Source organism: Pseudomonas mucoides, assembly GCF_015461845.1.
Lineage (GTDB): Bacteria > Pseudomonadota > Gammaproteobacteria > Pseudomonadales > Pseudomonadaceae > Aquipseudomonas > Aquipseudomonas mucoides.
The window spans coordinates 261868-286393 of the sequence record NZ_JACOPW010000005.1 but is presented as its reverse complement, the minus strand read 5'-3'; the positions used below and the strand labels follow the sequence as shown (position 1 = coordinate 286393).

Genomic DNA, 24526 nt, shown 5'->3' with positions numbered 1-24526 from the left:
AATAGAAAAGGGACTGTACGTCGACGCTAAAGTTGCTGCAAATGACCATAAAGCTTCGCGTACAAACCACCATCAGCTATCAATTGTTGATGGTCACCATCCTCGGCAATCTGTCCGCCATCGAACACCAGCACCCGATCAGCCTGTTTCACCGCGGACAACCGGTGCGCAATGATCAGCGTGGTGCGGTGGCTCAGAAACCGCGACAAGGCCTGATGCAGGTTGTATTCGGTGGCAGCGTCCAGCGCCGAGGTGGCCTCGTCGAGAATCACCACTTTGGGTTCGGCCAGTATCATCCGCGCAATCGCCAGGCGTTGGCGCTGGCCGCCGGACAAACGCACGCCGGAGCGCCCGACGACGCTGTCCAGGCCATTGGGTAGCTCTCGAACCGTGTGGTGCAGTTGGGCAATTTCCAGTGCCTGCCAGCAGGCATCGTCGCTGCGTACACGGCCCATCGTCAGGTTGGCGCGGATGGTGTCGTTGAACAGCGCCGGATGTTGCAGGACCACGGCGACGTTTTCGCGCACGGTGTCCAGGCCGATCTCCTGCTGGGTCGAACCACCGAAGCGGATGGTCCCGGCCAACGGCGTGTACAACCCCAGCAACAGTTGCACCAGCGTACTTTTGCCACCGCCACTGGCGCCGACAATCGCGACTTTTTCACCGGGGGCGATGGACAGGTCCATCTTGTTCAACACCCACTCATCACCATAACCGAAGCTCAGCCCCTGCACTTCAATACCCACCGTGTCGCGGCCCTGGAACGGGTCGACCCCACCGGGATAATGCGGCTCATCTGCCCTGGCCAGCAGCTCGTTGATCCGCGACAGCGCACCCCCGGCGGCGTAATAGGCGTACTGCAAATTCAGCAATTGCTCCACCGGGCCGATCATGAACCACAGGTAGCTGAATACCGCCAACATCTGGCCGATGGACAGGTCGGAGAACAGCACGGTGAGCATCGCCGCCGCGCGAAAAATATCGATACCGAACTGGAAAAGCAGGCCGCTCGCACGGTTCGAGGCATCGGTTTTCCATTGCGAGCTGATCGCGTAATCGCGCACTTCCCGGGCCCGCAGGCCAAGGCGACCGAGGAAGAACCCCTGGCGGTTGCCAGCACGCACTTCCTGAATCGAGTCGAGGGTTTCGGTCAGTGCCTGGGTGAAGCGCGAGGTGCTGTCGTTTTCGAGTTTTTTCAGGTGTTTGACCCGCTTGCCCAGCTGCACCGTGGCGTAAATCACCAACGGATTGAACAGCATGATCAGCAGCGCCAGCTTCCAGTGCATCCAGATCAGAATGCTCGCGGTGCCGACCAGCGTCAGCATCGCCACCAGAAACCGGCTGAGGGTTTCGCCGACGAATTTGTCCAGCGTGTCCAGGTCGGTGACCAGGTGCGTGGTCACCGTGCCGCTGCCCAGGCTTTCGTATTCGCCCAGTGAAATGCGCTTGAGCCGCTCGATCAGGCGGGTACGAATGCGATACACAATGTCCTTGGCCAGCGCCGCAAACAATTTCGCCTGGATCACGTTGAACAACAAGGCGCCGCAGCGCAGCAACAAGGTCACGAACAACATCAGGCCGATGTAGCCGGCTGCTTTCTGCCAGCCTTCGGGCAAGGCGTGGTTCATCACCTTCAACGCGGCGTCACCGTGGCCCAGCAACACTTCGTCCACCAGCAACGGCAGCAGTAACGGAATCGGCACGCTGCACAAGGTCGCCAACACGGCGACGCCATTGGCGATCCAAAGGGATTTTTTATGGTGCAAGGCCAGTCGGCGGATTTCGGCCCAGCTCAGCCGATCGACACACGCGGGAGCCGGGACGCCATCAGGACCATCATGCACAGACAGAGTGCTCCAGCCAGCGGCCGAGCAACGGGGACAACTCACTCAGGGGCTGATAGCCATTGGTCAGCAACGCCAATTGACCTTTGCGCTCAGCCAGCAAGGTAGGGAAACCGGCGATGCCCAGGTCCTGGACCCAGGTGAAATCGGCCGCCGTGGCGGCGTGCATATCGGCACTGTCAAACAAGGCGGCGAATTCGATGCGCGGCAGACCGGCCTGCTCGGCCAATTCCACCAGCACACTGGCGTGGGTGACGTCGCGCCCTTCGACGTAGAACGCGTGCTGGATCAGGCCTAACAGTTTCCATGCGCAATCCGGCGCCAGGGCACGTGCGGTCACCAACGCCCGGCAGGCAGGCTCGGTGTCATACACAAAGCCGTCCGGCAACGCGCCTTCTGTCTTGAACGGTTGGCCGGTGGCTTCGGTGACCGCCTGCCAATGTTCAAGAATGTAACGTCGGGTAGTCGGCTCCAGCGCCGCACCACTGCCGGTGCGCAAACCACCGACAATCAGATGCACCTCTACGCCCGCCGCACGCGCCTGTTCGACCAAGGCAGTGGCCACTGGCGCAAAACCCCAGCACCAGGAACACATCGGATCCATCACATAGAGCAGACGGCGGCGCGCAGACATGATTCAAGCCTCGGAAGGGGTTTGCTTGTAGTTGTAGCCGATCGGGTGAGGCAAGTTGCGCGCCTTGGCCAGTTCGATCTGCTTCTGCCGATCAATGGCACTGCGTCGGGTCTTCTCGCTCAGCGTATCCCAGCAATGCGGGCAGCTGATGCCGGCGACGTAATGCTCGGAGGCGCGGTCTTCAACGCTGATCGGCGTACGGCAGGCATGACATTGATCGTAGTCGCCTTCGCTGAGGTCATGCCGCACGGTCACGCGGTTGTCGAACACGAAGCAGTCGCCCTGCCATTTGGTTTCTTCCTGCGGCACCTCTTCGAGGTACTTCAGGATGCCGCCCTTGAGGTGATAGACCTCATCAAAGCCTTCGCTGAGCATATAGCTCGACGCCTTCTCGCAGCGAATGCCACCGGTGCAGAACATCGCCACCTTCTTGTGCACGGCCGGGTCGAAGTTGGCTTTGATATAGTCAGGAAATTCGCGAAAACTGGTGGTTTTGGGGTCGATGGCGCCTTCGAAGGTACCGATCGAGACTTCGTAATCGTTACGGGTGTCGATCAACAACACTTCCGGATCGCTGATCAGCGCATTCCAGTCCTGTGGATCCACGTAGGTGCCGACCTTTTTGTTCGGATCCACGCCTTCAACGCCGAGGGTGACGATTTCTTTCTTGAGCTTGACCTTGGTGCGGTAGAACGGCTGATCGTCGCAGTACGACTCTTTGTGATCGATGTCGTCCATGCGTGGGTCGTTCTTGAGCCAGGCCATCAGCCCGTCAATGCCTTCGCGGCTGCCGGACACGGTGCCGTTGATGCCTTCTTCGGCAATCAGCAGCGTGCCTTTGATGCCGTTGTCGACCATCGCTTGCAGCAGTGGCTCACGCAAGGCGACGTAATCTTCCAGGGTGACGAACTTATACAGTGCCGCCACGACAATCTGTTGTGTCATGGGTATTTCTCCAGGTGGCTACCCTCGCAAAGGGTGAACCGGATAAAAAAAAACGCGCCGGGTGAGCGGCGCGTTGCAGATTTTAGCAAGAAAGCAGCTTCGAGCGGTAAGCTTCAAGCGGCAAGTTGAAGCAGGTCGCCGTGATCTTGCAGCTTGCAGCTTGAAGCTGCTTTTTACTGCTTTCCTCCAGCACAGGTCGGCGAGGCCGGAGCCGCGTCGATCTGTGCCCATTCCTCAGGCGTGTAGGTATGCAGCGCCAACGCATGAAACTCGCCCATCAGCTCGCCGAGCGTGCCGTAGACTTTTTGATGACGCTTGACCCGGTTCAGCCCTTCGAACTGCTGGCTGACCACCACGGCCTTGAAGTGAGTCTGCAACCCACGACTGTGCATGTGGCTTTCATCCAGCACTTGCAGATGCTGCGGCTGTAACAGGCCCAGCGTTGATTCGATGCGTTGTTGCATGGTCATACCGAACTCCGCTTAAGGCTTTTTCTTGGCTGCTGGAGCCGCGGCGCCTTTCGGGTCCAGCTCGGCAGTCATGTCAGCCAACAGTTTGTTGACCACAGGTACCGCGCTTTCCAGCTTGGCTTGAGTCATCTGGGCCGATTGCTGAGTCAGCTGCGGCATTTTTTCCAGGACTTTCTTGCCCAGCGGCGACTGGTAGAACGCTACCAGGTCTTTGAGTTCGGACTCGGTGAAGTTGGTGGTGTAGAGCTTGACCATGTCCGGCTTCAGCTTGTTCCAGCCAATGGCTTGGTCCAGCGCGGCGTTGGCTTTGGCTTGATACGTTTCCAGCAAGGCTTTTTTCGATTCAGGGGCTTTGGTCTGTTCAAAGCGCTGAGCGAACATTTGCTGTACTTGCATGTACACCGGAGTGCCCAATTTGTCAGCGTGCGCCAGAGTCAGGAAAGCTTCGGCACTGGCGTTGTGGCTGGCGGTATCGGCAAAAACTGGGCCGCTGGCGCAAACCAGTGCAACCGCGGTACAGATGGCACGAAGACGAGTCATCGAGTTTCCTTTTCTAGCAGGCGAGGTAAAACCCCAAGGGCGTCCATTCTGCGCCTAAAAAAGTGTGTCGCTCAACCCCAAGCCTTGTCAGGCCTGAATTAGAGGGGTTGAAGAGGCAAAAAACCTTCAGATGGAACCACGGCCGGCGATCACGGCCTAAACTGCGCTATCAGCCCTACAGGAGTGTGCATTGATGAGCCGTATCGAAACCGACAGCCTTGGCCAGGTGGAAGTCCCGGATGAAGCTTACTGGGGCGCTCAGACGCAACGCTCGCTGATTAACTTCGCCATCGGCAACGAAAAGATGCCGCTGGCGGTGCTGCACGCCTTGGCATTGATCAAGAAAGCGGCGGCGCGGGTCAACGACCGTAACGGTGATGTGCCCGCCGACATCGCCCGGCTGATCGAACAGGCCGCCGACGAAGTGCTCGATGGCAGCCATGACGACCAGTTCCCGCTGGTGGTCTGGCAGACCGGCAGCGGCACTCAAAGCAACATGAACGTCAACGAAGTGATCGCCGGCCGCGCCAACGAACTGGCCGGCAACCCGCGCGGCGGCAAGTCGCCGGTGCACCCAAACGATCACGTCAACCGCTCGCAAAGCTCCAATGACTGCTTCCCCACCGCCATGCACATCGCGGCGGCCCAAGCCGTGCAACAGCATTTGCTACCGGCCATCAGTGAACTGTCGGGCGGGTTGGCCGAGTTGGCGGCGCGCCACATGAAACTGGTCAAGACCGGCCGAACGCACATGATGGACGCCACGCCGATCACTTTCGGCCAGGAAATCTCGGCGTTTATCGCGCAACTGGATTACGCCGAACGGGCGATCCGCAGCGCACTGCCAGCCGTGTGTGAACTGGCCCAGGGCGGCACCGCCGTTGGCACCGGGCTGAACTCGCCCCACGGTTTTGGCGAAGCGATTGCTTCCGAGCTGGCGGCCCTTTCCGGCCTGCCCTTCATCACCGCACCGAACAAATTCGCGGCGCTGGCCGGTCACGAACCGCTGACGACTCTTTCGGGGGCGTTGAAGACCCTGGCGGTGACCCTGATGAAAATCGCCAACGACTTGCGCCTGCTGGGCTCCGGCCCCCGCGCCGGTCTGGCCGAGGTTAAATTGCCGGCCAATGAACCGGGCAGCTCGATCATGCCGGGAAAGGTCAATCCGACGCAGTGCGAAGCGCTGTCGATGCTGGCCTGTCAGGTGTTGGGCAATGACGTCGCCATCGGCTTCGCGGCGAGTCAGGGCCATCTGCAATTGAACGTGTTCAAACCGGTGATCATTCACAACCTGCTGCAATCGATCCGCCTGCTGGGGGATGGCTGCAGCAACTTCCAGCAGCACTGCATCGCCGGGCTTGAGCCGGACGCAGAGAAAATGGCTGAACACCTGGAGCGTGGGTTAATGCTGGTGACAGCACTGAATCCGCACATCGGTTATGACAAATCGGCGGAGATTGCCAAGAAGGCGTATGCCGAAGGGCTGACCTTGCGGGAAGCGGCATTGCAGCTGGGGTATCTGACGGATGAGCAGTTTGAGGCCTGGGTAAGGCCGGAGAATATGCTGGAGGCTGGGGCCAAAGGTTAAGTTTTACAGTGTCAGTTAGATTGCTATCGCGAGCAGGCTCACTCCTGCAGGGGGATCGCCATTTCCTGTGGGAGCGTGGCTTGCCCGCGATGAACGATGACGCGATTAACCTGCTGCCATCCGGACCTTACGAGCCTTGAGCCCCGCCATCAACGAAGGCCCCAACGCCACCAACGCCGACCCCAACACCACCAGCACCGCCCCGCCATACCCCAGACCGTTGATCGTCTCGGCATGCACATAATCGGGCCACAACCACGCGGCCACGGCCACCGCGACAAACGTCACCAACGGCGTGATCGCCAGCGTCGCACTCACTCGTGAAGCTTCCCAATGGGCCAGCGCTTCGGCAAACGCGCCATAGGCAATCAGCGTATTCATGCAGCACGCCAGCAGCAGCCAGCCTTGCAGCGGGCTCAATTGCAGCGCTTCAAGCGGATGCACCCACGGTGTCAGCAACAACGCGCAGAACAGGTAGATCACCATCATCACCTGCAACGAATTCCACACCGTCAGTAATTGCTTCTGCCCCAAGGCATAGAAAGTCCAGACCGTGGACGCCAACAACACCAGCAGCACGCCCGTGGTGTATTCGGTCAACGAAGTGAGCAACTCGGCCAGGCGCTGATTGAAGAACAGGGCGAAACCGATCAGCAGCACCAACAGGCCAATCCCCTGCCCCACGCTGAAACGCTCCTTGAACACAAACAGACTGGCGATCAGCAACATGATCGGGCCCATCTGCACCACCAGTTGCGCGGTGCCGGGGCTGAGCAGGTTCAAGCCCATCAGGTACAGCACGTAGTTGCCGACCAGACCGAGCACCGCCATCAACACCAGCCAGCCACCTCGCGGGCCGAGGACTTTGCGCGTTGGCAAACGTTTGGTCGCGGCCAGATACACAAACAGGCAACCACCGGACACAATCAGGCGAAACCAGGTGACAGTCACCGGGTCCATCACCAACAGCACTTGCTTGAGCTTGATCGGCAGGATTCCCCACAACAGCGCAGTCAACAGGGCCAGAAACAGACCGTAAACCCAGCGACCGGATGAAATGTGCATGCGAACCCCAACAGCCTGATGGCGAGAAACACCATTCTAGGCGCAGCGGCGTCTGGCACACAGGGACAGTTGGCGAGTGGACGCGAATGAAACTGTGCAGGTCGCAGCGGCCGTCGATCAGTTGACCGGGCACAGTCGGAGGTTCGTGCATAAGCTCACGGTATTCCCCCCAGGAGATCGCCATGTACGGCATGCGCGCCAAGGACAACGCCCCCGCGATGCACTTTCGCAGTGACCGGTTGTGTCGTGTGAATGGGGAACTGTATTTCAGTACTCGGGAAAATACGCTCGAAGGGCCGTTTGATAATGCCGAGGCGGCGGCGCGGGAGATTCAGGCGTATATCGAGCGGATGCAGATTTTAAGGGCCCGCCGTTAGACCGAGGCGCTGCCTTCGCGAGCAGACTCACTCCTGCAATTGAAATGCGATCAACTGTAGGAGTGAGCCTGCTCGCGATAGCGATTGATCAGGCGACACCGTTTTGCGAATTTAACGCACCGCCTCAAACAACCCCGTCGCGCCCATCCCGCCACCCACGCACATGGTGACGACGCCATAACGCAAATTGCGTCGCTGCAACTCCCGCACAAGATGCCCGACCTGACGCGAACCGGTCATGCCGAACGGATGCCCGATGGAAATCGAGCCGCCATTGACGTTGTACTTCTCGTGATCGATCTCCAGCCGATTACGGCTGTACAGGCACTGCGAAGCAAACGCTTCGTTGAGTTCCCACAGATCAATGTCGGCCAACTGCAAGCCCTTGGCCTTGAGCAACTTCGGCACCGAGAACACCGGACCAATGCCCATTTCATCCGGTTCACACCCGGCAACCGTGAAACCACGGAAGAACGCCTTGGGCTTCAAGCCCAGTTCCAGGGCTTTTTCCAGGCTCATCACCAGCGTCATCGACGCGCCGTCGGACAGTTGCGACGAGTTGCCTGCCGTGACCGAGCCGTCTTCGGCAAACACCGGTTTCAAACCGGCCAGGCTTTCCAGCGTGGTGTCCGGGCGGTTGCAGTCGTCGCGATCGACGATGCCATCGAGGATTTGAATTTGCCCGGTGGCCTTGTCTTCGACCCGGTACTTCACCGCCATTGGCACGATTTCATCATCGAACAGACCGGCGGCCTGAGCCTTTGCCGTGCGCTGCTGACTTTGCAACGCATACAGATCCTGCGCTTCGCGGCTGACGTCGTAGCGACGCGCGACGATTTCGGCGGTCTGGCCCATCGGGAAATAGATGCCAGGCACCTGCTCTTTCAGCAGCGGGTTGATCAGGTTGTCGGTGTTGACGCTTTTCATGGTCAGGCTGATGGACTCGACGCCACCGGCAACGATGATGTCGCTGCAACCCGACGCAATCTGGTTGGCGGCGATGGCAATCGCCTGCAAGCCCGAGGAGCAAAAGCGGTTGAGGGTCATGCCGGCGGTGCCGATGCCCAGACGCGACAACACGGCCACGTTGCGCCCGATGTTGTAGCCCTGCGCGCCTTCGTTGGAGCCCGCACCGACAATGCAATCCTCGACGCTGGCCGGATCGATGCCGGTACGCGCCAACAAGGCATCGACACAATGGGCCGCCATGTCGTCCGGACGGGTCTGGTTGAACTTGCCGCGAAAGGATTTGGCCAGGCCGGTCCGCACGCTGTCGACGATCACCACTTCACGCATGGCATACCTCATTGTTGTTGTCGGTTGAGAGTGGACCGAGCATAAGTCCACCTCATAACCGACCGCGACAATCATTCACCCCGCGTATGCGTAACCATCGCCTCAGTTCTTGTGCTGCCTGGCCTTCTTGTCGGACTTTTCGAACGCGTCCTCCAATGCCCGATTGATCGTGCGCAGGACTTTGACCCGCGCCCAGCGCTTGTCATTGGCTTCCACCAGGGTCCAGAGCGAGATTTCGGTGCTGGTGCGATCGACCATGTCGCCGACGGCGGCGCGGTAAGCGTCCCATTTTTCGCGATTGCGCCAATCGTCTTCGGTGATCTTGAAACGCTTGAAGGGAATTTCTTCCCGCGCCTGAAAACGCTCCAGTTGGGTCTGCTTGTCGATGGCCAACCAGAACTTGACGACGATGATGCCCGAATCGGAAATCTGCTCTTCGAAGTCGTTGATCTCACTGTAGGCCCGCAGCCAGTCTGCTGGCGGACAGAGCTCTTCGATGCGCTCCACCAGCACCCGCCCATACCAGGACCGATCAAATACCGTGAACTTGCCCTTGGCCGGCAGGTGGCGCCAGAACCGCCACAGATAGGGCTGTGCCCGCTCCTCTTCAGTGGGTGCGCCAATTGGCACGATGCTGTACTGACGCGGATCGAGCGCCGCCGCGACTCGCCGGATCGCCCCGCCCTTGCCCGCCGCATCATTGCCTTCGAACACCGCCACCAACGCGTGCTGACGCATGCGTTTATCGCGCATCAGACCGGAGAACCGCGCCTGCTCGGTAATCAGCTGTTCTTCGTAATCTTCCTTGTCCAGCTGCTGGGTCAAGTCGAGGCTGTCGAGCAGGTTGATCTGATCGATATGGATCGGCAGCGGCGCGGCGTTGACCTTGTCGGGATGGACCTTGGGTCGCTTGAGCGCATTTTGCAGGCCTTCGAGCAGGATCTTGCCCACCGCCAGGCTGCGATAGTGGGGGTCCGCCCCTTCAATCACATGCCACGGCGCGTAGTCGCGACTGGTGCGACGCAATACACGCTCGCCGTACTTCACGAATTTGTCGTAGGTCCGGGATTGCTGCCAGTCCAGCGGACTGATGCGCCAGCTGTGCAGCGGATCGTCGGCCAGGGCCTTGAGGCGTGCCTTCATTTGCTTTTTGGAGAGGTGGAACCAGAACTTGACGATCAGCGCACCTTCGTCGCAGAGCATTTTTTCAAAGCGCTCGGACTGGTTGATCGACTGATCGAGCACGGCATCCTTGAACAGGCCATGGACCCGGCCTTGCAGCATCTGGCTGTACCAGTTGCCAAAGAAAACCCCCATGCGGCCCTTGGCCGGCAACATCCGCCAGTAACGCCAGGCCGGTGGCCGCGCCAGCTCTTCGTCGGTCTGCTGGTCGAAGGTGCGGACTTCAATCAGGCGCGGGTCCATCCATTCGTTGAGCAGCTTGACCGTCTCGCCCTTGCCGGCGCCTTCGATGCCATTGATCAGGATGATCACCGGGAAACGTTGCTGCTGCTGAAGATCGAATTGCGCTTCCAGCAAGGCTTCGCGCAGCGCCGGCACCTCGGCGTCATAGGTTTCTTTGTCGATGGCGTGACCGATTTCGGCGGATTCAAACATGGACGGCTCCCTTTCCTGATTGAGCAAGACTAGCGGATTGACCTCCCTTGCGGGGGAGAAATCCCTCACCTCACTGCCGGAACAGTTTCGTGTAGCAGCTGCCGAAGGCTGCGTTCGACTGCGTAGCGGTCGTGAAACCTGAACTCGTTATTTACCTGAAAAAAACCCATGGCTCGATTTTGCGACCGCTGCGCGGCCGAACGCAGCCTTCGGCAGCGGCTACAAGTATCCCGTGCCATAGATCAAGCATCCCCCCGGCGATCGGCTAGAATGGCGGCCTTGCCGTTGCCGAGCCTGCCATGAAACCTGTATTGCCTCACGCCCAACTCGACTGGGACGACCAGGGTCGCCCGTATTCGCGAGTGTTCGATGACGTGTATTTTTCGGACAAATCCGGTCTTGAAGAAACCCGTTACGTGTTCCTCGAACAAAACAATTTGCGTGAGCGATTTGCGGCGTTAGCGGACGGTGGCCGCTTGGTCATTGGCGAGACCGGCTTCGGCACCGGGTTGAATTTTTTGTGTGCCTGGCAATTGTTTGAGCAACACGCGGTGGCGGGTGCGCGACTGCACTTTGTCAGCGTCGAAAAGTACCCGTTGAACGCACCCGATTTGCAACGAGCCCTGGCGTTATGGCCGGAACTCAAACCGTTCGCCGATCAACTGCTCGCGCAATACGTGGCAATCCATCAAGGCTTCCAGCGTCTGGTCCTGGACAACGGCCGGATCACCCTGACGCTGCTGATCGGCGATGCACTGGAGCAGTTGCCGCAACTGGACGCGCAGATTGACGTCTGGTTTCTCGACGGTTTCGCCCCGGCGAAAAATCCCGACATGTGGACCGCCGAACTGTTTGCCGAACTGGCACGGCTCGCAGCGCCAGGCTCGACCATCAGCACATTCACCAGCACCGGTTGGGTGCGCCGTTTGCTGAATGCGGCGGGCTTCAAGATGAAGCGCACGCCTGGCATCGGCCACAAATGGGAAATCCTGCGGGGCGTGTTTCTCGGTTGGCCTGAAGACAGCGCCGTACCCGTTACGGCAAAACCCTGGTTTGCTCGCCCGACGCCGCTGGACGGCGAACGTCATGCGCTGGTGATCGGTGCCGGACTGGCCGGCTGCGCCACGGCCGCGAGTCTCGCTGCACGGGGTTGGCAGGTCAGCTTGCTGGAGCGTCACGACGCGCTCGCGCAAGAAGCCTCAGGCAATCCACAAGGCGTTTTGTACCTTAAGCTGTCGGCCCATGGCACGGCTTTGTCACAGTTGATTGTCAGCGGTTTTGGCCACACCCGTCGGTTGCTGGAGCATTTGCAGCGCGGTGTCGACTGGGACGATTGCGGTGTACTGCAATTGGCCTTCAGTACCAAGGAAGCGGAACGTCAGGCGCAGTTGGCGGCAGCGTTTCCCGAAGACCTGCTGCACCTGCTTGATCGCGAAACAGCCGAGCGTCGCGCCGGTGTCGCGCTGCAATCGGGCGGCCTGTTTTACCCCGAAGGCGGTTGGGTGCATCCACCCGCCCTGTGCCACTGGCAAGCCGGGCATCCGAACATCCGGATTCTGACCCATCGTGATGTGCTGGAGCTACGCCGTGTCGACGGGCAATGGCAAGCGTGGGATGGCACATCATTGCTGGCCGATGCTCCCGTGGTGGTGCTTGCCGGCGCCGCCGAGATCAAGCGCTTCCCCTACAGCAGCGAGCTGCCGCTCAAACGAATTCGCGGGCAGATCACCCGCCTGCACCAGACACCTGAAAGCCAAAGCCTGAGCACCGTCGTGTGCGCCGAAGGGTATGTCGCTCCGGCACGTTTGGATGAGCACACCCTCGGCGCGAGTTTCGATTTCAATAACGATGACCTGACCCCCACAGCTGCCGAGCATGCCGGCAATCTGCACATGCTCGAAGAAATCTCGATGGACCTGGTCGCGCGACTCGGTGCAGACACCTTGCAACCAGAAGCACTTGAAGGGCGCGCAGCGTTTCGCTGCACCAGCCCGGATTACTTGCCGATTGTCGGCCCCTTGGCCGACAGCCAGGCATTTGCCGACGCCTACATCGCCCTGAGCAAGGATGCCCGGCAAACTCCGGACACCCCTTGCCCATGGCTGGACGGTTTGTACGTCAACAGCGGTCACGGTTCACGGGGGCTGATTACTGCGCCGTTGTCGGGCGAGTTGCTGGCAGCGTGGCTGGATGACGAGCCGCTGCCATTACCCAGAGCCGTGGCTGAAGCCTGTCATCCAAACCGCTTTGCCTTGCGGCGTTTGATCCGGGGTCAGTGAAACCGCTCAACCGTCCGCCAGAGAGCAAGTGCCCAGCTCCACCATTTTCATGACGTCCTCGGTCAAGCGCTCGAAAACGGCATTCTCCGCCGTTTCTTTTTCGGTCTTGATCACCGATACCTGACTGAGATAATCGGCCGTCGTCAGGCTCTCGGCCTTATCGAATACCGCTTGCAACTTTGCCGGATACGTCCCGCTGACCGATGCGAATCGTCCAGAGTAATGGCGACTCAGGTAATCCGTCCAAAACGGCTGACGGATCAAAAACCGTTTTAACTGCGGTGACAGCTCTGCGCTTTTAATTTTGCGTTCCGCAATGTCGAGATCGGTCTGCTTCACACCGCTCAAAGAGGCATAGCGCATGTGTGTGGGTTGTCCCGGCAAGTCCAGAGTGTTGGCCAACCCGGTTCGATAGGCGAGGCTGACTTCCAGCGGATCAGCCTTGAGGTCCTGCCTGATGTGGCTTTGAGCGAGCTTCTCCAGTTCCTCAAGCCGAAATAGACCTCGCCCAAGCTTCAACAAACCTGCTGCCGTAGAACGCAAACTCCCGACGGGATTGATCGCCTTGTCCACTTCCGTGGCCACTTCCAGATGACTGAAGTTCATTGCCGCCGAATCCGTGCAGTTGATTGGATTGGCAGCCAGTTCGAACACCTGCTCGCGCAGCAACGTATTGGCCTGGGCGGCGTCCAGCACGCTCCAGACTCGTCGGGTCATGTCCTCGCGCACATATTCGGCATCCGCGGTGTCTCCCAGTTCGGCCAGTAATCGAAACAGACCATCAGATGCCGGGACGTCCTTGAATGCCGTCCATGTTGCAGCCCGCGCGGGCGACACCCACTCCTCTGGCAACCAGAGTTCTCGCGCCTGTTGCTCGTTCAAGCGGGCAATGTCGTCCTCGAGATACCCCATGCCGACGCCGACCCGTTCACGAAATTGCCCAAGGCGGGACTGGCTATCGTCCGATAGAGGGTTATGCCGCAAGTTGAGTGTTTCGCTCAACCGCCGGGTGCTGCTGAACAACCAGTCCGGCAGGTCCTTGATCTCATTGTCGCGCAGATCAACTCGCTCCAGATTGGGTAAGCGCGCGAGGTTTTTCGGTAATTCAGTAGCCCGGGTGTCGCGCAGTGACAGGTAACGCAAATCAAACAGCCGGCCAACATCCAGCGTTGCGCCGAGTCGGCGGTTTCCAGTCAGGTTGAGGGTTTCAAGCGTTCGCATACCGTTCAACTTCTTCAAGGTCTGCTCGGTCAATTGCAAATCGTTGTTCGCCAGGCTGAGGTGTTTGAGCGTCGGCATCTGCGAAAGAATTTCCGGCAGCAATGTCAGTTTGTTGGCATCCAGCACCAGGGATTCAAGGTTTCTGAACGCCTTGAGGAAGTACGCCACATCGTTATCCAGCTCCATGTCCTTGAGCGACAGGTATTGCACGTGATCAAAGGTGACCTCGGGTGGCAAGATCGGAAGCTTGCCAACGCGCATCTTGTCCAGACTCAAACCCGGTACCGAAGTCGCTTTTTCATTGCGCATGAAAAACAGACGACGCCAGCTGTTTTCCATGATGTCGGACACTTGCAAGCGACTCTGGCGCCACTCGCTGGGGTTCTCGGTCGGTGACCTCGGATCGATCTCCTCTGCGCGCCAGGCGCGGAGCGTACTTCGCAGCTTTTTCAACGCCTGCTGTCGACTTCTGACCTCCTTCGCTCGCACCAAGTGGTCGCTACCCAGTCCCTCAAGCAATGCCCGGGCCTGAGCGTCGGTCAGCAGCGGGTAAAGCTTTCTGACCTTGCGAACCAGCGCTCGAGGGTGAGTCGTTCCGGGCACCGGTTCATCGGCTTGCAGGCACTCGCCGGACGAAGGCGGATCTTCAATTGAGGCACCTGACAACACTCGCTCGGCGATGGCTCTACTCTCAACGCCCTTGCCCAGCAGATCGACACGCAATTGCCGCGCATCGTTGTCCCCGATTCCGGCGACGCCCATGGCCGTGCGTTGCTCCAGGGGAAGCGCGCGCAAGATCGCGCTGTAGAGGCTGTTGGCCCCCAAAGCGGCGCCAAGCGATTTCCCATCGCTGCCGAACGCTTCGTGTCCGCTGGCAGTGCTGATGATGACGCGTTTGAGCGCAGCGTTCTCGTTGCCCACGCTGGCCGACAAGGTACCGGTGGTAGAACCCTCTCGGAGTTCAATCCGCACATCTTTGCTCCAGCCACCCAGGCGGGAAAGCAACGGTATGGCCAGCTTCCGCGTGTCGGCCTCCGCAATTTCGGGTAACGAAAACCCGGCCAGCGCCCGGTCCAGACGGATATCGGCCAACACTTGCCGGACGTTTTGCGCCAACCCCATGGGAATCCGCCCTGTTGCTCGCAAGCCAAGGCGTTCGGCACTGCTAGAGGCGGCGATCAACTCCTGCGCCAGACCGGCGGGAAGTTCGGAAAAGACGCTGCGTACTTTTTGCACATCGCTGACGATGCTCTGGTCATGCCGTTGATACAGGTGCTTGAAGACGGATCTGCGATCAGCCTTCACCGCCGCTCCGATTTTCCTCGCAAGCAATCCGCTCTCTGTACCTTTGACGATGGGCTTGCCCAGCAATGCATCGACCTCACTCTGATACAGCCCGGCCACCACCGTATCCAGCAAATCGCCCCTGGCCAACTGCGCCTCGGTCACTACGATACTCAACTCTTCGTCCGGGACCAACGTCGTTGGCGGGTACATCGCGGTGATCTTGCGCTCGTTATCGAGCACTTCAATATAACGGTCTGCTGGCCAACCCGGCAGGGATGGCAAGGTATGCAGTTGCTCCAGGGCATACTCGGCACGTCGTGTATCACCTTTCTCCAGGTCTGCAATGAAATCGGTCAGCCGCTGCTCGAGACGAAAACGCGCGACGCTATCCTTGAACCGCGCAGGCAACCCTCTGTTTTTGTCAGCCAGATGATGCAGTCGCGCGAACGGGGTGTCGGTGATTTTCCGTATATCTTCCAGCCGCCACTCATCGAGTTCGGCCAACCGCGGATCGATGCGTTTCAAGGCATAGACACCGCTGCTCCAAGTTTCGGATTGTTCATGAGCAAAGCGCCAACCGCCCTCACCGATTTGCTCGACAACCGGTGAAAAAGCGCCGCGGCGGGCAGGATGGCTGACTCGCCATGCGTCCAGAACCTGATCGAAGGTAATCTCATAATTCGCATCGTCGATCCTGATGAAACGCTGGGGACCGACGTGATAGATGCCCTCGGCATCAGCGGTGCCCCCCACTGGCGGCGTTCGTCGGTAGGGCGCCCCGTCCGACAACCAGAGCCGGGGGTTGCCTGCCGAATTCTTTACGGCGGTGAACCGACTGAAAAATTCCGGATGCTGCTCGACAGTCCTCCTGACCAGTGAACCGATGGCTTTGGTGCCCGCCGCAAATGCCGCCATCATGGCAATGTTTTCTGCAACGTTGAGCAGGTGGGCCATTGCCCCGGCCTTGTCGCCATGGCGCCAGTCTTCAATACCGTCGTAGACCTCGCCCAACAGTTGTCCAACCGCAAGCCCCATCATCAATTGCCCCAGCACCGGAACAAATAACCCGGCGATGTTGGCGATCAGCAGGCCTGCTTCTTCGTATGCTTCCAGACGGTTCTGACGCGAAACGGCGTCAACATCCGCCGTCGGCACAGCCAGGATCAATGCATCACTCTGCATCTTCGTGACATGGCTCTGGTAAAGGAAATTGAACAGCGTCACCAGAATGGGAGACGCCTGCAGGTTCATTGCCTTCTTTTGTGTGACAGAGGTGTAGAAATTGGTTTTGTTGCTTTCATCGATGTAGCTGGCGAAAAAATCCGCGTAGGCACGATCCTTCAGCTGTCGGTACAAATAATACTCGAACAGGGCGAAGGTGCTGTATTCGTATAACGGCCGGGTTGGCTCGTTCGGCATGTACACGACACACCCGTCGATCGGATGATCCGTTAGCGCTCGTTTTGAGAAGATGACCACTCCCCAGACACAGGTTCCGAACAACTCCAGCCCTTGCGTATGAACCGGTAAATCCTCGTAGAGAATGGCCTTCACGCCCGCAGCGTTGCCTGCGCCGCTGTTCAACTCCAGGCTTTGCAACATCTGAAACGCCGAGTCACCAATGTCGCCTTTCAATAGCGCCGTATGAGCGTCCACCTTGAGCGCACTCAATTTCAGCCGGCGGATGTCCAGCCCTACCGCGGCAGGTTTGAAGGTGGTCTCGAAATGAGTCTGGTAGCGCTTCCCCAAATCCAGATCGCGACACACTTTGGCAAATGCCATGGGCGTCAACCGGCGCAAACCCTCTGGCGTTGAAACCAGACGCACAATCGCGCCTGGAGGGAAGCCATTCTCAGCCGTTTCGTCCTCGGTGAAGTTATGCATTGCAGCCTGTAACAAGCTGCGTTGGGCGATCACTTGCTGTTTGGCTACATCATCGGTCGCGGTGGAACCGGGGCAACCGCAATCGAATCCCGGTAGCTCGACGGCGTCTTTTTCAACGTCGAACGCCACAGCGAATTGCGTCGTCAGCGCTTCCGTCAATTCAGTGCGACAGAACTCGTACAGCGGCTTGAGCGCATCAAGTGTCGGCTGAACCTTGAGTTGACAGACCTGCAGCTCACGCATGGCGCTGGCAAGCGCGGCGATCTGCTCGGGTGGGGCGTCGGTCAGCCACTTGGGCAAGGTCTTTTGAAGCGTTTCGGCACTGTCCAGATCGCCAGTCATGTCGATCAAAGCCGATAGCTGATCTGAATCCGTGAATGGCTTGACAGCCGGGTTGACGGGGTCCTTGTCTGACATTCGCAATGTTCCTTATTGCAAGCGGGAGAGTCCCTAAAGTAGCCCCTTCAATCGTCAATGAATAACCAGAAAACCTCGTGTATTCAGTTGCTTAAGCAGCAGCATTTTCAATGCGTCGCATCAATATGTACCGCACACCTCCAGCTCTTTTCGGGTAAGGCCGTCCGGTTCACTGCGGCGGCTTATTACTTATCGATCTAAAACTCCCACGGTCCCACCGGGTCAGTTTCTGAGTACCCGCCGTTTTGGCCGGGTATCGATTGACCCTCCCCAACGGAAAAACCGGTAAGGATTTTATGTGCGGATTAGCTGGCGAGTTACGCTTTGATCATCAACCTGCGGACCTCGCGGCCGTTGAACGAATCACCCATCACCTGGCCCCTCGCGGCCCCGATGCGTGGGGTTTCCATGCCCAAGGGCCGATTGCGCTTGGTCATCGTCGGCTGAAAATCATGGACCTGTCGGACGGTTCGGCGCAGCCGATGGTCGACAATCAATTGGGCTTGTCCCTGGCCTTCAACGGCGCGATCTACAACTTTCCGGAATTGCGCACCGAGCTCGAAAGCCTTGGTTATGCCTTCTATTCCGGCGGTGACACCGAAGTACTGCTCAAGGGCTATCACGCCTGGGGCGAAGCCTTGCTCCCCAAGCTCAACGGCATGTTTGCCTTCGCTATCTGGGAGCGCGATGCCCAGCGCATGTTCATCGCCCGCGACCGTCTCGGCGTCAAGCCGCTGTACCTGTCGCGCACCGGCCAGCGCCTGCGCTTTGCCTCGGCACTGCCGGCGTTGCTCAAGGGTGGCGACATCAGCCCGATACTCGACCCGGTGGCGCTCAATCATTACCTGAACTTCCACGCCGTGGTCCCGGCACCGCGCACCTTGCTGGCCGGCATTGAAAAACTGCCGCCAGCCACCTGGATGCGCATCGAAGCCGATGGCCGCACCGAGCAGAAAACCTGGTGGACCCTGCCCTACGGCCCTCGCGCCGACGAAATGAACCTGACCCTGGAAGACTGGCGCGACCGGGTGCTCGACAGCACCCGAGATGCGGTGGCGATTCGTCAACGGGCGGCGGTCGATGTCGGCGTACTGCTATCGGGCGGCGTCGACTCGAGTTTGCTGGTCGGGCTGTTGCGTGAAGTCGGCGTGGAAAACCTGTCGACCTTCTCCATCGGTTTTCAGGATGCCGGCGGCGAACGCGGCGACGAGTTCCAGTATTCGGACCTGATCGCCAAGCACTACGGCACTCAGCACCATCAATTGCGCATCGACGAAAAAGAGATCATCGAGCAACTGCCTGCTGCGTTCCGCGCCATGAGCGAGCCGATGGTCAGTCATGACTGCATCGCTTTTTATCTGCTGTCCCGCGAAGTGGCCAAACATTGCAAAGTGGTCCAGAGCGGCCAGGGCGCGGACGAGTTGTTCGCCGGGTATCACTGGTATCCGCAAGTCGACGGCGCCGCCGATCCGTACGCCGCCTATCGCGAGGCATTTTTCGACCGCAGCTATGACGATTACGCCGCCACGGTGCAGCCGAAATGGCTGACAGCGAATGACGCCGCCGGTGACTTCGTGAAGGAACATTTCGCACAGCCCGGCGCCGATGCGGCGGTGGACAAAGCCCTGCGTCTGGACAGCACGGTGATGCTGGTGGACGACCCGGTCAAACGCGTCGACAACATGACCATGGCCTGGGGCCTGGAAGCACGCACGCCGTTTCTCGACTATCGACTGGTGGAGTTGTCGGCCCGTGTGCCGGGCAAATTCAAACTGCCGGACGGCGGCAAGCAAGTGCTCAAGGAAGCGGCGCGCCTGGTGATTCCGGGTGAAGTCATCGACCGCAAGAAGGGTTACTTCCCGGTGCCCGGCCTCAAGCATTTGCAGGGCGATACGCTGAACTGGGTGCGCGAACTGCTGCTCGATCCGAGTCAGGATCGCGGTCTGTTCAACCCGGCGATGCTCGACCGTTTGCTGACTGACCCGCAGGGTCAATTGACTCCGCTGCGCGGCTCCAAGCTGTGGCAACTGGCGGCCCTGAACCTGTGGCTCAGCGAGCAAGGAATCTGATCGATGAAACCCCACGCCACGGCTTATAGCCAACGCTTGTTGCGCGGCCAGACACCGTCTTATGAACGCTTGCAGGCGCGTCTCGCCGAAGACGGCAGCGAACTGAGTGCGGAACCGATTGCCGTGCATTGCGGCTGGGGCCGGTTGCTGATCGGGCACACTTTCCCCGATCCTGCCAGCCTCGCCCAGGAGTTGCTCAATGAGCAACCGGGCGAGCGCGACATTGCTTTATACGTTGCCGCGCCGCAGCAGATTCTGGGGCTGGAGCCGGCGCAACTTTTTCTCGACCCGTCCGACACCTTGCGTTTGTGGTTCAGCGATTACCGTCAAGCCACTCGTGTGTTTCGCGGCTTCCGCATTCGCCGGGCACAAAGCGATGCGGATTGGCAGGCGATCAATCAGTTGTATCAGGCGCGCGGCATGTTGCCGATCGATGCAAACCTGCTGACCCCGCGACACTTGGGCGGACCGGTGTATTGGCTGGCCGAGGACGAAGACAGCGGCGCGATCATCGGCAGTGTCATGGGCCTCAATCACCACAAGGCATTCAACGATCCGGAAAACGGCAGCAGCTTGTGGTGCCTGGCGGTCGATCCGCATTGTTCGCGGCCGGGCGTCGGTGAGGTGTTGGTGCGGCATTTGATCGAACACTTCATGAGCCGTGGGCTGAGTTACCTGGACTTATCGGTTCTACATGACAACCGACAAGCAAAAAGCCTTTACGCCAAGCTCGGTTTTCGCAACCTCTCGACCTTTGCGATCAAGCGCAAGAACGGCATCAATCAGCCGCTATTCCTTGGGCCCGGTCCGGAGGCGGACTTCAATCCGTATGCGCGGATCATTGTCGAGGAAGCCCTTCGCCGCGGCATTGATGTGCAGGTCGATGACGCCGATGCCGGCCTGTTCACCCTCAGCCATGGCGGGCGCCGGGTGCGTTGCCGCGAATCGTTGAGCGATCTGACCAGCGCCATCAGCATGACCTTGTGCCAGGACAAGAGCCTGACCCACAAAGCGCTCAAGGCCGCAGGTTTGAACCTGCCTTCGCAACAACTGGCCGGCAACGCCGATGACAACCTGGCATTTCTCGATGAGCACGCGCGGGTGGTGGTCAAGCCGCTGAATGGCGAACAAGGCCAGGGCGTTGCCGTGGACCTGCGAACCATTGAAGACGTGCAGCAAGCCATCGAAGCCGCCCGCACGTTCGACAGTCGAGTGCTGCTGGAAAGCTTTCACGAAGGCCTGGACCTGCGGATTCTGGTGATCGGGTTTGAGGTGGTGGCGGCGGCGATTCGGCGACCGGCGGAGGTGGTTGGCGACGGTCAGCATTCCATCGGCGCATTGATCGAAGCCCAGAGTCGACGGCGACAGGCAGCCACCTGTGGCGAGAGCAAAATCCCGCTCGATCATGAGACCCAGCGCACGTTGCACGCCGCGGGTTACGACTACAACAGCATTCTGCCGGCGGGTGAGCATTTGTTCGTACGGCGTACAGCGAATCTTCATACGGGCGGGGTGCTGGAGGACGTCACGGCGATTCTGCATCCGACCTTGGTGGATGCGGCGGTGCGGGCGGCGCGGGCGCTGGATATCCCGATGGTCGGGCTCGACTTGATGGTGCCGGCGGCCGATCAGCCGGAGTATGTGTTTATCGAAGCCAATGAGCGCGCCGGTCTGGCCAACCATGAACCGCAGCCCACGGCTGAGCGGTTTGTGGATTTGTTGTTTCCGCATAGTCAGCCGGCGGTCTAGCTCCTTCTTGATCGTTCCCACGCTCTGCGTGGGGATGCCTCATCGGACGCTTCGCGTCCGCCCTTGGGACGCAGAGCGTCCCTCGCTGCATTCCCACGCAGAGCGTGGGAACGATCAGCTCTTCACTCATCAGGAGTTTCCATGACCACTAAAATCCCTGAACCGGATCTCAACTACCTGCAAAAAGTCCTGCTGGAAATGCTCGCCATTCCCAGCCCCACCGGGTTCACCGACACCATCGTGCGCTATGTCGCCGAGCGCCTTGAAGAATTGGGCATCCCCTTCGAGATGACCCGTCGCGGGACTATCCGCGCCACCCTCAAAGGCAAGAAAAACAGCCCCGACCGTGCGGTGTCCGCGCACCTGGACACCATCGGCGCGGCGGTTCGCGCCGTGAAAGACAATGGACGCCTGACTCTGGCACCGGTCGGTTGCTGGTCCAGTCGTTTTGCCGAAGGCAGCCGGGTCAGCCTGTTTACCGACAACGGTGTGATTCGCGGCAGCGTGTTGCCGCTGATGGCTTCCGGGCACGCCTTCAACACCGCCGTGGACGAAATGCCGATCAGTTGGGATCACGTCGAACTGCGCCTCGATGCCTATTGCGCCACCCGCGCCGACTGCGACTCGCTGGGGATCAGCGTCGGTGACTTCGTGGCCTTCGACCCCTTGCCGGAGTTCACTGAAAGCGGTCACATCAGCGCCCGTCACCTGGACGACAAGGCCGGCGTTGCGGCGTTGCTCGCGGCGCTGAAAGCCATCGTCGACAGTGGCGAGGAGTTGATGATCGACTGCCATCCGCTGTTCACCATCACCGAAGAAACCGGCAGTGGCGCGGCGGCCGCGCTACCGTGGGATGTCAGTGAATTCGTCGGTATCGACATTGCGCCGGTCGCGCCCGGCCAGCATTCCAGCGAACACGCGGTGAGCGTGGCGATGCAGGATTCCGGCGGGCCTTATGACTATCACTTGTCGCGGCATCTACTGCGCCTGGCCAGTGACAACGACTTGCCCGTGCGCCGCGACCTGTTCCGTTATTACTTCAGCGATGCGCATTCGGCGGTGACGGCTGGACACGACATCCGCACCGCCCTGCTCGCCTTTGGTTGCGACGCCACGCACGGTTATGAGCGTACGCACATCGACAGCCTGGCGGCGTTGAGTCGCTTGCTCGGTGCCTACATTCTGAGCCCGCCGGTGTTTGCCAGTGACGCGCAACCAGCGAAGGGGTCGCTGGACCGGTTCAGTCATCAGATCGAACATGAGACGCAGATGGAAAGTGATACGCGGGTGCCTTCGGTGGACAGCCTTGTCGGGCAGCGCTCCGATAACTGATCCCGACATTTGTATTGCCTGCTCGCGAGGGGACAGGCCTGGCAACACATCAGCCCGAGGCTAGCCGCGACCGATCATTCGCCGTAGCATCCCGACATTGTTTTAGCCGAGGTGCCTATGCTGATTCCCTACGACCAACTTGAAGTCGACACCCTCACCCGCCTGATCGAGGATTTCGTGACCCGTGACGGTACGGATAATGGCGATGACACACCGCTGGAGACCCGTGTATTGCGGGTTCGCCAGGCATTGACCAAAGGTCAGGCACTGATCGTGTTCGATCCGGAAAGCGAGCAGTGCCAGTTGATGCTCAAGCACGATGTACCCAAGCACCTGTTCGACTGAACGGCTCAGCGCCCCTTGGTCTTGGCCAGTTTGACCTGGATGCGCTCATAGACCTCGGCGCGATGCACATTGACGTTCTGCGGCGCCTCGACGCCAAAACGCACGCTGTTGCCGCTGACGTTGAGGATACGCACTGAAATGTCATCACCGATGGAAATCATCTCGCCCACAACGCGACTGAGTACAAGCATGGTATTGGTCCTTGAAGATTGCCGGCCCTTGAAGATGCCCGGCGTTTAGCGGGTCTTCAATGCGATGGCGGCAAATCAGTCCAGCCCTACAGCTCTGGAAGAACCCTCCTGACGGAAGCGTCCGACAAATTGCTTTAATGCAGGACCGATCCTTCAGGATGCGGAAAAGCGCGGGCCAAACAGAATGACGCTCGCGCCGATCACGCACAGCGCTACGCCGATCCAGTCCGAGCCCAGCGGTCGAATCCGCTCGACCACGGCCAGCCAACCAATCGAGGCAATGATGTAGATCCCACCGTAGGCCGCATAGGCGCGCCCGGCGTAGGTGGCTTCGACTCGGGTCAGTAGCAGCGCGAACAAGGTCAGGCTGAGCAACGCAGGCAGCACCCACAAGACGCTTTTGCCTTGGCGCAGCCACATCCAGAACGCGAAGCAGCCGGCGATTTCGAAGAGCGCCGCGAGGAAAAACCACAGGTAATTGAGCATGCAGGTGTCTCGTTAGAGTGACCGATGGCGGCCACCCTAACGACGCGGTTGCCTACGGGCAAGATCAGCCTGCGCTTTGTTTGGCCTTGGCGCGCATTTTGTCGGCCATGAGGGTCATTTCGTTGTAGAGCAGTTGCGGGTTTTTCTGCTTGATCGCCCAGGCCATGCGGCCCTGCTCGTGCGGCAGGATCATGAACTCGCCGGCAGCCACCTGGTTGTATATGTAGTCGGCAATGTCGGTGGCGGTAATCGGCGAACTTTCCAGCAGTTTGCCGACCTGGGCTTTCATCGCCGGAGTCGGGCCACGGAAAGAGTCGAGCAGGTTAGTCTGGAAGAACGACGGGCAAACCACATGCACGCCCACTTCCTGTTGCGCCAGTTCGATCAACAGGCTCTCGGACAACGCCACCACGCCGGCCTTGGCCACGTTGTAGTTACTCATGGCCGGGCCTTGCATCAGGGCAGCCATCGACGCGATGTTGATGATCTTGCCTTTGCTTTTCTCCAGCAGCGGCAGGAACGCCTTGCAGCCCTTGACCACCCCCATCAGGTTTATCGCGATCTGCCAGTCCCAGTCTTCCAGCGACAGTTCACTGAAGAAGCCGCCGGACGCGACACCGGCGTTGTTAACGATGACATCGATGCCGCCGAGCTTCTCTTCGCAGGCCTGGGCGAATGCGGTCAGCTGGCTGTAATCGCGTACATCGCAACGCTGGATAAAGCCATCGCCACCGGCGTCGCGAACCAGCTTCAAGGTTTCTTGCAGGCCGGGTTCGCTGACATCCGACAAGGCCAGTTGCCAGCCTTCACGCGCCCAGCGCAGCGCGATTTCGCGACCCAGGCCCGAGCCCGCGCCAGTGATCATCATGCGATTTTGCATAGCAAACAGC

General features: G+C 59.6%; 19 protein-coding genes. 7 read left to right on the top strand and 12 right to left on the bottom strand.

Features of this window, described 5'->3' with window-relative positions:
- Window positions 1-26: 26 nt before the first annotated feature.
- From H8F22_RS22395 to H8F22_RS22375, 5 genes are all read right to left on the bottom strand, one after another.
- On the bottom strand, window positions 27-1844 hold the full coding sequence (locus H8F22_RS22395) for an ABC transporter ATP-binding protein (protein WP_027924101.1): 1818 nt from the start codon (window positions 1842-1844) through the stop codon (window positions 27-29).
- Complete coding sequence (locus tag H8F22_RS22390) at window positions 1837-2478, bottom strand: DsbA family protein (RefSeq protein WP_027924100.1); 642 nt, start codon at window positions 2476-2478, stop codon at window positions 1837-1839. Before H8F22_RS22390 ends, H8F22_RS22395 begins: the two co-directional genes overlap by 8 nt.
- A gap of 3 nt (window positions 2479-2481) precedes the next feature.
- Window positions 2482-3423: an oxygen-dependent tRNA uridine(34) hydroxylase TrhO gene (trhO, locus tag H8F22_RS22385; protein WP_027924099.1), complete on the bottom strand. Its 942-nt coding sequence runs from the start codon at window positions 3421-3423 to the stop codon at window positions 2482-2484.
- Between the two features lie 173 nt (window positions 3424-3596).
- Window positions 3597-3893: a BolA family protein gene (locus H8F22_RS22380; RefSeq protein WP_059182364.1), complete on the bottom strand. Its 297-nt coding sequence runs from the start codon at window positions 3891-3893 to the stop codon at window positions 3597-3599.
- Between the two features lie 12 nt (window positions 3894-3905).
- On the bottom strand, window positions 3906-4433 hold the full coding sequence (locus tag H8F22_RS22375; protein ID WP_027924097.1) for a DUF2059 domain-containing protein: 528 nt from the start codon (window positions 4431-4433) through the stop codon (window positions 3906-3908).
- Between the two features lie 193 nt (window positions 4434-4626).
- On the opposite strand from H8F22_RS22375, the gene H8F22_RS22370 reads away from it, so the two are divergent.
- On the top strand, window positions 4627-6021 hold the full coding sequence (locus H8F22_RS22370; RefSeq protein ID WP_027924096.1) for a class II fumarate hydratase: 1395 nt from the start codon (window positions 4627-4629) through the stop codon (window positions 6019-6021).
- A gap of 105 nt (window positions 6022-6126) precedes the next feature.
- Here the strand turns inward: H8F22_RS22370 and H8F22_RS22365 are convergent, their stop codons facing one another.
- On the bottom strand, window positions 6127-7086 hold the full coding sequence (locus H8F22_RS22365) for a DMT family transporter (RefSeq protein WP_027924095.1): 960 nt from the start codon (window positions 7084-7086) through the stop codon (window positions 6127-6129).
- A gap of 182 nt (window positions 7087-7268) precedes the next feature.
- Between H8F22_RS22365 and H8F22_RS22360 the strand changes: the two genes are divergently transcribed.
- On the top strand, window positions 7269-7463 hold the full coding sequence (locus H8F22_RS22360) for a DUF6316 family protein (RefSeq protein WP_027924094.1): 195 nt from the start codon (window positions 7269-7271) through the stop codon (window positions 7461-7463).
- A gap of 111 nt (window positions 7464-7574) precedes the next feature.
- Here H8F22_RS22360 and H8F22_RS22355 read toward each other — a convergent pair whose 3' ends face one another.
- Together H8F22_RS22355 and pap are read right to left on the bottom strand one after the other, a co-directional pair.
- Complete coding sequence (locus H8F22_RS22355) at window positions 7575-8759, bottom strand: thiolase family protein (protein ID WP_194940692.1); 1185 nt, start codon at window positions 8757-8759, stop codon at window positions 7575-7577.
- Window positions 8760-8861: 102 nt separating this feature from the next.
- Complete coding sequence (pap, locus tag H8F22_RS22350) at window positions 8862-10376, bottom strand: polyphosphate:AMP phosphotransferase (protein WP_027924092.1); 1515 nt, start codon at window positions 10374-10376, stop codon at window positions 8862-8864.
- Between the two features lie 299 nt (window positions 10377-10675).
- Here pap and mnmC point away from each other — a divergent pair, with 299 nt between their 5' ends.
- A complete protein-coding gene (gene mnmC / locus H8F22_RS22345) occupies window positions 10676-12655 on the top strand; it encodes a bifunctional tRNA (5-methylaminomethyl-2-thiouridine)(34)-methyltransferase MnmD/FAD-dependent 5-carboxymethylaminomethyl-2-thiouridine(34) oxidoreductase MnmC (RefSeq protein ID WP_194940691.1) in 1980 nt (659 codons plus the stop codon).
- A gap of 6 nt (window positions 12656-12661) precedes the next feature.
- Here mnmC and H8F22_RS22340 read toward each other — a convergent pair whose 3' ends face one another.
- Window positions 12662-17464, bottom strand: a complete 4803-nt coding sequence (locus H8F22_RS22340) for an NEL-type E3 ubiquitin ligase domain-containing protein (protein WP_194940690.1) — start codon at window positions 17462-17464, stop codon at window positions 12662-12664.
- Window positions 17465-17760: 296 nt separating this feature from the next.
- Here H8F22_RS22340 and H8F22_RS22335 point away from each other — a divergent pair, with 296 nt between their 5' ends.
- The 4 genes from H8F22_RS22335 to H8F22_RS22320 all read left to right on the top strand — a co-directional run bounded on the left by H8F22_RS22335 (window position 17761) and on the right by H8F22_RS22320 (window position 22959).
- Complete coding sequence (locus H8F22_RS22335; protein WP_194940689.1) at window positions 17761-19533, top strand: N-acetylglutaminylglutamine amidotransferase; 1773 nt, start codon at window positions 17761-17763, stop codon at window positions 19531-19533.
- A 3-nt stretch (window positions 19534-19536) separates the two neighbouring features.
- Window positions 19537-21282 carry an N-acetylglutaminylglutamine synthetase gene (gene ngg, locus H8F22_RS22330; protein ID WP_027924088.1) on the top strand — a complete coding sequence of 582 codons (1746 nt, stop codon included), beginning with the start codon at window positions 19537-19539 and terminating at the stop codon, window positions 21280-21282.
- A 141-nt stretch (window positions 21283-21423) separates the two neighbouring features.
- On the top strand, window positions 21424-22614 hold the full coding sequence (locus H8F22_RS22325) for an osmoprotectant NAGGN system M42 family peptidase (protein ID WP_027924087.1): 1191 nt from the start codon (window positions 21424-21426) through the stop codon (window positions 22612-22614).
- Window positions 22615-22731: 117 nt separating this feature from the next.
- Window positions 22732-22959: a YheU family protein gene (locus tag H8F22_RS22320; protein WP_007945785.1), complete on the top strand. Its 228-nt coding sequence runs from the start codon at window positions 22732-22734 to the stop codon at window positions 22957-22959.
- Between the two features lie 5 nt (window positions 22960-22964).
- Here H8F22_RS22320 and csrA read toward each other — a convergent pair whose 3' ends face one another.
- From csrA to H8F22_RS22305, 3 genes are all read right to left on the bottom strand, one after another.
- Window positions 22965-23150 carry a carbon storage regulator CsrA gene (gene csrA, locus H8F22_RS22315; protein WP_027924086.1) on the bottom strand — a complete coding sequence of 62 codons (186 nt, stop codon included), beginning with the start codon at window positions 23148-23150 and terminating at the stop codon, window positions 22965-22967.
- 153 nt (window positions 23151-23303) lie between these two features.
- The gene (locus tag H8F22_RS22310) at window positions 23304-23636 is read right to left on the bottom strand and encodes a YnfA family protein (RefSeq protein WP_059182356.1); all 333 of its coding nucleotides are present in this window, start codon (window positions 23634-23636) and stop codon (window positions 23304-23306) included.
- 64 nt (window positions 23637-23700) lie between these two features.
- Window positions 23701-24516, bottom strand: coding sequence for an SDR family oxidoreductase (locus tag H8F22_RS22305; RefSeq protein ID WP_027924084.1), 816 nt, complete (start codon window positions 24514-24516; stop codon window positions 23701-23703).
- Between the last annotated feature and the right edge of the window lie 10 nt (window positions 24517-24526).